Here is a 15486-nt window from a genome sequence, read left to right as displayed (position 1 = left end):
TTGTACCTAATAGGCTGTAAGTATATGATCCTGTCCCTCCTGTGGCCGTGATCGTAGCTGAACCATCACTTCCTCCTGCTACTGTCACCATGCTGATCGTGCTCACCGATGCGGTCAAGGTACTGTTGCTGTTGGTAATGTTGAAGTTCGCTACTGCTTCACAGCCTGTGCCATTGCTGAATACTGCTGTGTAGTAACCTGCTCCTAAGCCTGTGATTTCTAATGCTGTGCCTGCTAGGATATTGATAGCTGCTCCACCGTTCAAGCTTACTGTTCCATCTGCACTGGAGATCAAGCTTACTGATCCAACGTTGGCATTACACTCCGTTGTCGTTGTAGATTCAACATCCAAGAATGTGGTACAAACTGGTGTTGGATCAGTATTGGACTGAGGGCCGTTTCCATTTGGATCAGGGTCAAAACCATTTTGAGAAATATCTGAAACCTCTTGTTCATTGAACTCTCCTGAAGCCTGTACATTACTTTGATATCTACCAGAAGTACTAGGTTCAATATCAACCTGAACAGTCATCGATTTTTCCTCCCCTACTTGAAGCTCATTGACTGGATTACTTAAAAGTCGAACATCAGTAGATCCATTATATGAGCTATTCAAAATAAGATCTGAAGAACTCAAATTTATGTTACTGAAGTTACCAGCACCAAACACATTCTCCATATCAAAAATCACTTGGATTTTTTCCAAAGGAGTGTTACCAAAGTTTCTAACCCTTACATTGTATGTTGCTCTAAAAGTGCTTGCTGGAGAAGGATTTCTGACTACAGAAATCAGCTCTTTTGCAACCCCAATTTTTGGTTCACCATTTTCTACCGTAACTACTAAATAGAATGGAGGAGAAGGACATGCTGTCGGAGTTGGACCTACTGGTTGAATGGTATAAGTAATCGCACCATTGGAAGGTCCAACATTCACTAAAAGGTCATTGATCAGCGCACCAGAACCAGAAGTTGTAAATCCAGTCACAGTACCTACAGTATTTGCTGCAGTCCATGTATATGTTGTACCTGGTACATTAGAAGTAATAGTATAAGCTACAGACTCCCCACTGATGATAGTTTTACTTGATGGTGAAGTTACAATCGGAGTTGGGTTGACAGTAATAAAGAAAGATTCAGCAGGACCTTCACACCCACCTTCGAAGGTTGGTGTAACTGTGATTTCAGCCACAATAGGTGTATTCCCAAAATTCACAGAATTAAATGAAATGTCACCCGAACCTGAAGCTGCTAAGCCAATTGCAGGATTAGAGTTTTCCCAAGCATAGGACATTACACCACCTGTCCTGTCTGAAGTAAAGAACACTTGAGTAAGTTCATTTCCACAAACCTCCACATCATTCACTGGATTTACTTGACCTGAAGGATTTACTGTAATTGTAAATGTCTCTGACCTGCTATTATCAGTACAAGAAACCCCTTCATTTTCAAAAACAGGTGTAACCGTGATGGTAGCTGAAATAGGTTCTGAGCCAATGTTGGTAGAGTTAAAAGTAAAAGACGCGCTACCATTGACACCATTATCTGATATACTTCCAGATGCTGCAAGTCCTATTGCAATATTGTCATTAGTCCAATTGTAGGTAGTAGTACCTCCAGTATTATTTGTAGTAAATGCTATAGTAGTTTCAACATCACCACAAACTGTTTGGTCAGCTGGTTCATTAACCTGGCCCCATGGATTTACTGTAATCGTAAATGTTTCTGCATCGCCTTGACAGCTGACACCATTATTGGTGAATGTTGGCGTCACGGTAATGGTAGCCACTACTGCTGAAGTACCTGTATTGACTGCCGTGAATAATGGAATATTTCCACTACCTGAAGCTGCTAGACCTATACTTGGTGTATCATTAGTCCATTCATAGGTTACCGTACCGTTTGTATTAGCGCTAGTAAATACTGGAATCGTAACATCCTCATCTGCATTACACACAATTACATCATCTGGAACTGTTACAACTGCATCTGGATTCACAGTAATGTCAACATTAATAGACTCTCCAGCACAATCCCCAATAAATGGAGTAACTACATACCTTACCACGCCAGGAGAAGTCCCTGAATTAGCTAAAGTCTGATTGATTTGATTTAAAGTTCCTGCTGCATGTCCACTAAACCCACTCAAAGTTCCATTTGACGGTGAAGTAAGGACACTTGCAGTCCATCTGTAATATACAGGTGACGTACCTGTTGAAACAGAACTAAGTTCAATATTAGTTTGATCTCCATTACAAATTGTTTCCGATGCTGGATTGGCTTCTACTTTTGCCGTTGGATTAACGGTAACAGTTACTGTAAAAGAAGCTCCAACACAATTACCAGCAGCTCCTGAAGTTGGAGTGACAATATAAATGGCTGTTTGTACTTCATCGGTAAGATTTTCTAATTCACCAGAAATACTTGAGCCACTTCCATCTACCAACCCACTTAGATTCGCATTTAGAGAAGCTACCCAACTATAAGTAGTATTTGCAGGAACAATATCTCCATTTTGTCCATTAGAAGGAGTAATGGTAAATGTTCCATTATCACAAATTTCCGCAACCTTATTGTTGATTTGAGGTGTTGGATTTACAGTGATCACAAACTGTGCTGGTGTACCTTGACAGCTTACTCCTCCATTAGTATAAGTAGGAGTCACCGTGATAGTTGCTACTATTGGTAAATTCGTATTGTTAATTGCAACAAAACTTGGAATTCCTGTAACATTTCCTCCACTATTTGCGGCAAGTCCAATGTTCGTATTGTTGTTTGTCCAAGTGTAAGTCGTATTTCCATCAGTATTGGATGTCACGAATGTGATTGATTCTGTATTTTGTCCTGCACATAATTCTTGAGAAGTAAATGCTGAACCTGATTCATCCTCGAAAGAAACTTGTCCTCTTGGATTAACTGTAATTACAAAAGTTTTACTTGGTCCGGGACAAGCAACTGATCCATTTGTAAATGTTGGTGTCACTTCTACAGTACCTGAAAGCTGAGTATTGGATGTGTTTTGAGCAGTAAAAGAAATATTTCCAGTACCACTAGCTGCCAAACCAATCGCATCGCCAGAATAAGTCCAAGAGTAAGTGGTTGTGCCACCTGTATTGGCTGTAGAGAAATTAATGTTAGTAACATTATTGTGACATACTATTCGGTCAACGACATCATTGACTTGACCTAGAGGATTCACTACAATAGTGAAATTCCTTGCAGCTCCTGTACAACTCACACCGTCTTTGGTATAAGTCATGGTAACTGAAACTGTCCTAGAAATCGGAGATGTTCCTGAATTGACAGCTGTAAATGAAGGAAGATTTCCAGTTCCTGAATTGGAAGGTAGGCCTATAGAAGTACCATTTGTAACAGACCAACTATACGAAACCTCATCAAAACCTGTCATGTTAGTGGTGAATACAGTCTCTGGAACGACAGAATCTACGCAATGAACTTGATTGGCAGGTTGGTTTGCAATACCATTTGGTAAAACTTGTACATCAACTGTTTCAGCTGGACCAGTACAAGAACCTATCGCAGGAGTTATAGTATATCTCACTACCGCAGGTGCATTTGAAGTATTCGTAATTTGTCTGCCACTAGGTGAACCAGTTCCACTAGCCACAAAAGTTGCAGTACCAGATACTAGAGATGCTGTCCAGGAATAAGTAACTCCAGGAGTTGTACCACTATTTGTGCTGGAAAGGCTAAAGTTTGTAGAAGAGCCAGAACATATAGTTCCTGCATTGTTTGTGATTGACACATTTGGTGTAGGCTGGACTGTCACCGTAAACTCAAAAGGAGCTCCTTCACAATCTGTAGGATTAGGCCCAGTTGGTATAATGGTATATCTCACGACAGCAGGTGTAAGTCCTGTATTGTCTATTTGGTCATTAATTAAATTACCAGACTGAGAAGTTGTAGTAATACCTGTGGCAGTACCTGAAATCAATTCACCAACCCACTCGAAAGTTGTTCCTGAAACATTTGAAGTAATTGTATAATTCACAAATGCTTCATCACAAATTGTTCTAGTTAAAGCTGATGTAACAACAGGCACAGGGTTTACTGTAATAGTAAAAGATTCTGAAGCCCCGCTACCTGTCACTCCATTGTTTGTATACTCTGGAGTTACTGTAATTGTAGCTGTGATTGGAGTAGATGAATTGTTTATTGCTGTAAATGAGGATATCGTACCAGTACCAGATGCAGCCAAGCCGATAGAAGGGGTGGAATTGGTCCATCTGTAAACCGTTCCATTTACATCCCCTTGGAATTCCACAGCTATAGTACTTTCCCCAGCACAAAGAACTTGATCTTCAATTGGATTCACATCTGGAGTTGGATTGACTGTGACAGTAAACACAAACTCATCACCTTCACAACTTGTGGCACCAGGACCATTTGGTATAATTACATAAGTAACATCTAAAGGTACATTACTTGAGTTAATTAAGATTTGATTGATATTAGAACCACTTCCATCAGCATTACCAGAAATACCCACTACAGTAGAAGAAGTCCATTGGAAAGAGGTACCAATTACGTCCGATGTAATAGTATAAGCTACATTATCCCCACTTCTTATTGTCTTCACATTGGAAGAGGTTATTTGAGGTACAGGATTGACAATTACTTGAATGCTATTTGATATCGATTCACATGTCAATGGTCCTAGCGGGCTAGGGTTTCCACCAGTTACAGTTAATGTGCTATAAGCTATTCTTCTAAACCAGGTTGTCTGATCTAAAACTCCTGGAGACAGACTCTGTCCAGTTGCACCTACAATATCTGCAAATCCGCTATTGGCACCAGAAGTACTAGCTTGCCACTGATAAGTGATTGCCCCACTATTTGGAGAAACAGCAGCTGTTCCTGTCAGCTCAACTTGAGTTTGGGCATTAGGCCCTTCATCTTCGCATACAGCCTGTACATTGCTAGAGATCACTCCTGGGGTCAATCCATTCACTGTAACTGTAACAATTCTTGAGAAACCAGTTTCACAGGCATTACCAGGTGCAGATACATAGACCCTATATCTTGTGTTGCTTGATAATGTAGGAGTTGTATAGCTGGTACCAGTCGCATTGGTAATATCTATCCAATTATCAGTACCAAATCCATTCTCTCTCTGCCATTGGTAAGAAGGTGCGGGAGTACCACCCATTGCTTGTACACTCATGGTATGAGTATCACCAGTACAAATCAACCCATCCTCTGGCTGAACTGTGACAACTGGATCTGACACAATTTCATATGTAACTGGTTCTGATGTAAGCGAAGCACATACTGATCCATTGACACTCGGCACTATCAGTACTCTGAAAGTATACACTCCAATATCAGTAATACCTGTAACTGAAAGTCTTTCGGTATTTGCTCCACTATATATAGCTCCTAACGGGTTGTCATTGGAAACATCTTCCCAAGTAGCACCATTCAATACTTGCCATTGATAAGCATAAGTGATCTGATTTACTGAATAACCTTCTTCTACTTCTACAAAAAATTCATTTTCATTGAACTCAATATTTGATTCACATGCAGAAGATTGAATTGCAACAGGTTGCTCCACGATAGAAGGAACATAAATCCCCGCTAACTCTGATGTCGCTTGGTCACAACCTAAGCCATCTTGAACGACTACAAACCTAAAGAATGTGTTTTCAAATACTGGTTCAGTAGTGTATGCTAGTTCATATACGTCACCACCTACTAGAGTTGGCTCTACGACAGTTCCGCCTTCTGGGAAAGATGCTAATCTTGTAAACTCACCGTTTATTTCATTAGAAAACTCTACCCAATATCTTGTCTGACCAGCTCCTCCATTGACACTAGCAGTAAGCTCAACTGTTTCACCAGCGCAAATATTGGCTGATTCTGGCTGTTCATCAAAAATTGCATCACAAGATACTCCGAAGAATACCGAATTGGAAATCACAGTATCGCAACCTCTACCACTTGCACTTACCGTCACACGGACTTCTCCTTCACCTCCATTGACTGCACAGTCAGAAAACTCAGCACCTTCAAATAAATCTGTCAATCTAATGTATCTCCATGCATAGCCTGCAGCAAAATCACCATCCAAATAAGTTGTCATACCAACTATAGCGTAGCCAGCTGGTGCCACTTGTGTATTTTGGATAATACCACCATTCCCTCCAATACCTGTCATCAAGGTATTAGAATTGTTGGAGTTACCTGCCAAAATCTCAGAAAGAGGTTTTGATCTGCCTTGAAGTAAGTCAACACCGCAACCAATTCTATTACTAAAACCAACCAATGCTGTATTATTTGGTGCAGTCACTGACTCTGTTCTATCACCAGTTGCAATTCCATTGCTACAAGTCACATCAGCACCAGCTCCCCAAGTACCGTCACTATTGACTTGGCGACATTGTAATGTGAAAGAAGAAATTACATCTTCCCCAAAAATATTCCCTACTTCTGCAGTATAACCCACTGCAACCATACCTGAAGGACAGTCACATGATGGAGCAACAAATGCTGGACTTGGACAAAATGTTTGGGTAGATTTTACTTGAGCACTGAAACTTCCACCATCTGGTTCGCCTACGTGAATCACAGTCCAATCATTTTCCCCTGGGCCTGTTCTTTGTTCCCATACATAGGTCAAGAAAGGCGTTCCACCAGTAGCATTTACCGTAAGGATTGGCTTGGCATCCGCATCAGCACAGAATTCATCTGGTGTGATCGAAATCGATGTAATCACTGGGTCTTCAACCACAAACACATTGATACAAGGAGATGTATATGCTGTGATACATATTGGATCTACACCATTTGCAGGATCTCCGACATCTGTGATGATATATCTGTATCTGGTCGTACTAGAAAGAGACGGCGTAGTATAAGTAGTAGAAGTAGCGCCAGGAATATCAGTCCAAACGCCATTACATGTACCATCACTCACTTGCCATTGGTAGGTGTAAAAACCCGTACCACCAAGAGGTGTAAAAGTCATTACTTGATCACCTCCTTCACAAATCTGGAAATTCCCAGGAGCAGCGGAAGATAAAGGTGCGAGATTAACAATTGTAGTCTCATTTCTTTTAGGTGTACATGCCCGTCCATTAGCAATATTCCAGCTAAGCACATAGGTTCCTGGTACCAAATCTGTGATTTGACCACCCAAAAACCCTCTAGCGATAGCATTAGGATTGCTCGGATCTAGTAAACTAATATTATCTGGATTTACAAAAACAACTTGTCTCGGACCACTTACAAATTCCCACTCGCCATCTCCGACTTCTGGGAGGTTACCATTCAATATCACAGAAGGCTCATTACAGAATGGTCCATAGGTACCTGCAAGTGGTGTGGTAGGCTCATCCCAAAGCCTTATTTCAATTTCATCTTCAGTAGAAGAGCATCCAGATCCAGCTGAAATAACCCATTTGATTTTATATATAGTAGGCTCTCCAAAATTTGTAAAGCCTGAAGCTACAACCGAAGGACTACTTGGATCGTCGAATGTGATCACATTAGGTCCTGAAACAAATTCCCAATACCCCTCTTCACCCTGACCTGGAGTATTTGCTTGTAATGTAATACTTCCGTCAAAAGCAGGTGTTGACTCAGGGAATCTACATATATCTAAATATTGAGAATTTGTTTTAGCTTGAGTTACTGTGGTCAGTGCTGTCAAAGTCACATCCGCAAAAGTTGGAGGACATACAGTTCCATTACTTACTTCCCATCTAAACACATAGGTACCTGGCACAATGATTCCTACATTGGTCACAGCACTATTTGGTGAAGCAATTTGAGAATTGGTCGGGCCAGATAGCTGTCTCCATCTTCCATTGCCTACTGTTGGAGCAATGGCTTGTAAGGTTACTGGATTGAAAAGACAAACAGATATTTCATCATTCACAACTTCAGCTATTGAAGCAGCAGGAATAATATTGACATTCACCTCATCAAAATCAACACATTCAGTTCCTTCTCCAATTGTCCATCTGAACACATATTGACCTGCACCCGCAGGTATGAAGTTTGCATTTGGTAAGTTAGCATTTGAAAAACTTCCACCTGGGCCAGACCTCAATGTCCAAATACCTGTCTGTGAAGGATCAGCATCCAATTGAATACTTGCTACACCTTCACAAAGTTCTTGATCCAAACCCGCATCAGCTTCAACTTCAAAACCAGTCACGGTAATCGTAACTTCATCTTCATTGGAAGTTTCTGCACAGATGAAACCAGAAGCAGGAATCACCTCAATAGTCCATCTAAAAGTATAAGAGCCAAGTTCTGTAAGACCATTTACTCTAGAATTTGGAGCATTTGGACTTACTATAGTTGCAGCAGCGCCTGAAGGCTGAGACACAATGATCCATTGACCTCTGGCACCAGCTTGACCCGTATTGAAATTGATTGGAGTGTTAGCGTTTAAGTTTGTGAAAGGTTTACATATTGTTTGATCCTCTCCAGCATCTGCTGAATTAATGGAATCACTTACTTCTGGGTAATTGTAAATCCAAACCCTAGAAGAATTACTGATGCTACATCCATCAGTAGAAGCTATCGTCCACCTAAAAATGTATGTTCCAGGACTAGCACCTGTGAAAGTAGTGCTTGGGTCATTCACATCTGTGAATACCCCTCCTGAACCCGAGATCATTGACCATGTTCCCACTTCTCCTGAAGCTGGGGAATTTGCATTTAAATTGAATTCTGTTTGGTTGCACAGTTCTTGAGAATCACCTGCATCAGCAAGTGTAGTTGGGTTGGCATTGATAGTCACGACCATCTCATCGGATGTTTCTGGACAATTGCCATCAATAGCAGCTATCGTGTACCTGAACACATACTCACCAGGAGTTGAAAGCGCTGTGGCATTGGCACTTGTAGCAGATACTCGGATAATATTTGGTGTACTTGGACCTGAAACAAAAGACCAAGTTCCTTCTGCTCCATTTCCGTTCAGGGGTATGTTTGAAACTGAACCACAATATTCTAAGTCCCCTCCTGCATTTGCTACAGTAGATACGATCAGTTGTACAGGTGCAGAAGATGGTGAACAAAACTGACCAACAGCAGGTACATTCCATGCTAAATAATAAGTACCAGGGACTACGTTTCCAATATTGGTATTGGCTAAATTTTCATTAGAAAATGCTGGCACAGTGGGCCCTGATTTGAAAGACCAATAGCCACCATCAGCAGCAGTAGCAGTAAGCTGTCCTCCTGTTCCATCACATACACTCTGGATTGCAGGAGCAATGGCCTGAGGAGCACCGACTGAAGGAATCAAAGTCATGTCGTCACTACTTGTTTGAGTAGCACAACCTTCCAAAGTCACCGTCCATCGAAGGACATAATATTGACCACTGATGAAACCAGAAACAGTAGAAGTTGGTGAATTTGGATCATTGATCACTAGTCCACCTGGCCCTGCAATTTGAGTCCATCTTCCATTTCCTACATTAGGTGATACCGCCTGCAATTGAACTAAATCTTCATCACACACAATCACATCGGGCCCAGCATTAGCATTATCAAGTTCTTCAGTCACATTTACAGTAACCCTATCTGAAGATGTCCCACAAGCGCTAGCACCATCCCTACTCAAAGTCCATTCAAAAACATATACTCCTGGTACATCAATGGTTACACTTGTATTTTGAATTGTTTGATCCGCAAAAATTGCAGTAGCTCCACTAGGTTGCGAAACGATTGTCCAAAGACCGGTATGGTCGGCTGGTAGATTGGCATTAAGTGCAAATGTATCTGTATCTGAAGGCAAACATAAATCATTCCCAGCATTTGCTGCCACGGCACCCTCTGAGCTTGTCGTGGATATGATGATGTTTTGATTTGCAGTTCCACAGCCATTTGTAATTCTGTAGGTAAAAGTATAAGTAGTATTTGCTGAAAGACCAGTTACAATCGGATTTACAATAGAAGTGCTTGAGAAATTAACCCCTGCTGAAGGAGTCACCGTCCAAGAAATACTTTCATCTCCAAGCATATTTGATTTTCCTTGGAGCTGTACTGGCTGACCAAAACATACTTCGACTGGTGCAGGCGCTGGAGAAACAATAGGAAGATTTGGAGAGACTTTCACCACAACATCATCTGAAGAACTTGGGCAAGCTGGACCGTTTGAAACCGTCCATCTAAAAATATAAGTACCTCGGATCAATCCCGAAACAGCAGTTTCTCTTTGACTAGGTGATATTATATTTGCTTGATTTGGACCACTTACCTGAGTCCATCTTCCTACCGAAGTTCCAGTTGGCGCAGCCGCTGTCAAATTTGTAGACGAAACGTTACACACTTGTTGGTCTGCACCTGCAAGTGCAACACTAGGTGGGTTAGACTTGACCACCTTTAGATTTGTATAAGAAATTCCACACTGACCTGTCGGTGCAAATTGGTATTTTCTTCTAAATTCAAAAGTATATTCTCCAGCTACATTAACATCATATATATTAAAAATACCAGCTGTGGAATCATTCTCCAGTGGCATCCATGATGTAGTATTAGATAAATAGCCATTCACAGGTGCTGGACCACTGACTACTCTGAACTCTGTAAGATCACCATTACTCTCTACAATAGGTATCGAGAAAGATGAACTTCCACAATCCATCAGGAATGTCTCTTCATCACCATTTACTTGGATATCTACATCTGAGTCTACTATCTGAACCAGGATAAACCTTGAAGAACTACAACGTATCGCTGAATTAGGATCTGCAGGATCTGTACGTGTCTCGATTCTGTACTGCAATTCATATAGACCCGCAGTCAAATTATTCAAACTTACATTTTGTCCAAATGGAGCATTTGGTGTAAGACTCATCGGACCTGTGTAATTGGCCGTCAAGTATTGACCGTCAAACGCGTTGAAGCCTGTCACTGTTCTGATGTTCCAGCTTACTGTTTCTCCAGCATTCTCTGGAATAGAACCATTGAATACAAATGCATTATCAGGTGCTTCATCTTTACAAATGAATGCTACATCAAAATTTCTAGTACCTGGAAGTAACTCCATCGGTACTGTAATGGTAGATTGAAAGTGGCTTGGATAGCTTACGTCTGCACTTGTGGCTCCACCTTCGGCAGCAGGTACGATGAGGGTAAGGTTGTCCTCACCATTGAAACATCCATTTTCTACCCAATAGCGGAAAACGTATGTTCCTTCTTTAAGATTTCCAAAATCATAGGTGTATTGTCCTGTATTATTTACAAACCTATTGATCGAAGGTCGAGAAGGTCCAGACACAAAATCGTACCCAGACTGAACTCCACAAAATTCCTGTCCAGCATAACTTGGCGTAATCCGTCTAGTAGTCGTAAGGCTATAACAGGACCCCAAATTGATTATATTACTTCCATCTCTATTTGCATCTACTGGTTCACCACCACAATTGAGGACTTCTATTTCATCAGAATCAACACAACCAGTGATCGTGTTAGTCACAGTCCATCTAAGCCCAACGTTACCTCCTACTCCTTGCAAAAATCTTACTGTAGCAGTTGGTGAGGTAGGGTTAATCAATTGAACTGAACCCGGTGTAACTAACTGTCCAAGGGCATTTTCTACCTGAACTATTTCCCAAACTCCAGATTCACCTGTAGCTAATGCAGCAGCGTTAAGCTGGTAATCCCCAGGACACCCTTGGATAGATTCTCCTGCATCAGCTGTGGGGGTATTGGCAATTGTAAATCCAATTTGTTCCACCATCAAAAGCCCAGTTTCACAACGAGTCTGAAACTGGAAAACATAATATGCACCTGGAATCACTCCTGAAATCGTGGCTTGTGTCGTATCTGAGTTTGTTTGAAACAGAACAGAAGGACCTGACAACTGAGACCACTGTCTGATGTTTCCTGATATTTCTGGGCTGATATTTCGAGCTCTCAATACAATCTCATCATTGGCACAATACACTGCATTACCAACTAACTCAAAACCACATCCTTCAGACGAGAATGAACTGATTTCAACTAAAACTGGCACACGAGCGCTAGCACATCCAAACTGTGAAGACTGTGCATAGTAAGTAACACCATCATTTAGTTGGGTATTGCTGCTCAAAGGAGTCCCTCCTGATGCTGCTGTGAACCACTGTACATTCGACCCAGAAGCGACCAAATTGCTCACTCTTGGAGTAATACTTGGAGAAAAATATTGAATTGGGGGAGCATTCGGTGCTATAAGGTTTACACTTACCAAATCCACTGTGATTGCTGCTCTAACTGCACTCTGACAACCAAGCAAAGTTTGAGTAGCATAATATGTTACTCCATCTTGGAGGACAGTATTTGAAGGTAACTCATCACCACCTACAGCAGCATTGTACCACCTGATGTTGCTCCCTGTAATCTCTAGATCCTGTAAAGTAGCACCACTTTCATCACAAATCTCCTGAGTTGCAGGTGCTATAGGAGCTGGAGGAATAGGGTTAACAGTAATCGAGTGAACTGGAGAAGCAACATTGTTACATATTCCATTGACGATAGCCCTGATGTAGGTTGTCTGAGAGATAGTCCCTAAAGAACTGCCTGATAGCGTTGCTCCTGTTTCACCAGAAATATTAGTAAAGTTTACATTGTCTGTACTTCTTTGCCATTGAATGGTTCCAGAATAGTCTGACAAGATAATATCAGCAGGTGTACCATTTGCACATATCACTTGATCTGGAGATATGTTTCCAGCAGAAGAAAAATCTACTTCTATAGCCACAGCATTGCTATAAGTGGTTCCACACTGCCCACTAATCGCTTCAACTCTATAATATCTAGTGCCTGTAAGTGTACCTATTTGCGTACTTGTCAAAGTAGTCGCTGTAGCCCCATCAATATTTATCCAACCACCTGTCCCAGTAGTAGAAACTTGCCATTGCAAATTTCCAACTGCACCAGAAACTGTCAGTGGGGATGCCTGTCCTCCAGGACAAACTACCTGATCATTTGGAGTAATAACTCCTGCGCTCGTCAATGGATCAACTTCAATCAATACTACATTGGTCACAAATGGCAAACATGCTCCTGAACTAACCACTGCTCTGAAATATGTTGTGGTGCTCAAGGGGTTTGAAAAATTCAACGTTGCAGAAGTTGCGCCTATTATATCTGTAAAATCAACATTGTTTGTAGAAGATTGCCATTGTATCCCTGATGTAGCACCTGAAAGAGAAAGAGGAGAAGGAATATTTCCAGCACAAATTTCTTGATTACCCATTATCGAAGACTCTACAGGTGCAGCGGTAACGGATATGGTGGCAGTAGTACTAAAAGTAACACAAGTTCCAATCGTCAACCTTGCTCGATAGTAGCGTGTCGCAGATGCTGGACCTAAGTTTAGCGTAGGAGAAGTTTCTCCAGTTACATTTACAAAGTTGACATTATTTGAAGATATCTGCCATTGAATCAAAGCGCCAGTATCTGATGGGATAGATAATGGGTTCGGAGTAGATCCCGCGCATACCGTTTGACTCTCGCTTGTAATCACTCCCACAGCCGCCTGAGATACCACCACATCTCTGGTGACTGTAGTAGAGCCATCTTCATCAGTTACAGTGTAGCTTATGGTAGCTGTCCCTGCACTAATACCTGTCACCAAACCTGATGCATTTACAGTAGCTATAGACTCATCACTAGATGAAAATACACCACCTGGTGTATTACTCGTAAAAGTGGTCGTCCCACCCATACAAATCGCTTGATTACCATCTAGAGGCTCGACTACTGGAGCATCATAATCATCAAAATTGAAAACCTCATCAATTAAAAGTTGAGTTGATGATTCGGGCACCAGAAGATTGGATCCGTGGCTCGATTTCATCACATCTCCTGCACATACAGGAACGACGGCTCCCAAAGCCAATCCAATAATTAACAATAGGTTAAGTTGTAAAATTCTACTCATAGTGATACTATTAAGGGTGATAGGCTTTGCCTTTTACATCTTCAAACCCCCAGCTTATGACTTAAAGTCAGTTAACCTGACATCTTTTGTATTAGATGATCAGGTTATTGATTATTGAGTTTTAGCTGAAGATTTTATTATAAAATACTTGGGTGATAATACTTTATTCGGTAAATGATAATTCTATTTTTTTGACTGACTTACCAAATCAAATTGTTAGCATTTCTCCTAGAAAGCGCATAAGTCAGCATAAACTCATGGGTAACATTGGGAAGTAAGTAGCTTTTTAGCATTGGCATTTCATAAATATATCCGACCCGGAATGAGTCGAACAATAAGCCAAATTGATAAGAGTTGGAATAATTGATCCTATGTCCTCCACCAAGCCATAACTTTTCCTTGATAAGCACCTTAAAATTGAGTTCAATATTATCTGGAAGATCATTCTGATGCCTATATAGCGCATTGGTCGCAAGGTTGAGGCTGTTTCCAACTGGAGACCTGAACCCCGCCATGGCTACTCCCACTCTAGGTTTTCTTTCCATGAAAATATCTCCTCTACTGAATGCACCTTGATTGACATTGCTTACTGCATAGGATAAATAATACTTTGCATGAGTGATAGCCATTCCAAGATTGAAATCAAGAACTTGCATATCTGCAAACCCATTGAGATACTGACTAAGGATCGGATCATTAGCTTGCTCTGCGGTAAGGCTATTGCCATCCAATCTCACATTGTTGAAATTGAATCCTGCACCAAGCCTTAAGTTGATGTTATCATTGAGTTGGATTCTAGCTGCATAGGATGTTATCACCTCTGTTTCTATAAAAGCTCCATACTGATCATATAAGACATTGATGCCTGTTGCATTTTTCCCCAGTTCCGAGGTGGTAGCTTGTGATCCAAATTGAGAAAAGTCTAATTCAGCTGATATAAAAAATGTCTTTGGTGCACCTTCCCAACCTGCCCATTGGTTTCTTACAAAACCTCGAAGCATAGAACCTTCATATCCTATCAGTGAAGGATTGTAATAACCTTGCAAATGGCTAAACTGACTAAAGTACTTTCTGGACTGTGCAAACAATCCAGATTGCATAGTCAAAAGCACTATGAACACACTAATCAGAAACTTCTTTTTCATCATTGAAAATACATTTAGTTATGTGGATCAATCAGCTGCTAATGTCCATTTAAAGTGTATTTTTTTCAAAAAGTAGACGTTTCAAAATCGGTATATCAGACACATTGCTGCATCAAAAAACTAATTCTATATTCAAAATACATTTTTATTTAATCCTTTTTTATGTTCAAAATCATGCAAAACCTTGCACTTTTCACTTGATAATACTTCAAAGGCTAAATTTGATTTCAAATCAAAATGTCAGAAGACCAATTATTCTATATAAAAATCTTATCAAAACATCCTGTAAAGTGTAAGAATTAGTTAGGGAAATAATAATAATAATAAACAAATCAAGATATTTGACTTTCCTATAAATACGTTTAGTTATGATAAGAAGACTTACCAGATTTGTACAGCGTATTAATCACAGGCAATGATTATAGATATGTT

The 15486-nt window shown here is 40.7% G+C and carries 2 protein-coding genes; both read right to left on the bottom strand.

Annotated elements, in window-relative coordinates; translation table 11 throughout:
* The coding region (locus tag MM239_RS08705) for a PKD-like domain-containing protein (RefSeq protein WP_241347817.1) at positions 1-13909 on the bottom strand (13909 nt) is incomplete at its 3' end.
* A gap of 200 nt (positions 13910-14109) precedes the next feature.
* Complete coding sequence (locus tag MM239_RS08700; protein WP_241347816.1) at positions 14110-15057, bottom strand: PorP/SprF family type IX secretion system membrane protein; 948 nt, start codon at positions 15055-15057, stop codon at positions 14110-14112.
* Between the last annotated feature and the right edge of the window lie 429 nt (positions 15058-15486).

This window comes from Belliella filtrata, assembly GCF_022549775.1.
Classification (GTDB): Bacteria; Bacteroidota; Bacteroidia; order Cytophagales; family Cyclobacteriaceae; genus Belliella; species Belliella filtrata.
Note: the sequence above shows the minus strand (reverse complement) of the source record. Positions and strands in the feature narration are given on the sequence as shown.

Excerpts from the sequence above, each read along its gene's own strand:
- MM239_RS08700 (WP_241347816.1), bottom strand. The coding sequence starts at position 15,057 with ATGATGAAAAAGAAGTTTCTGATTAGTGTGTTCATAGTGCTTTTGACT.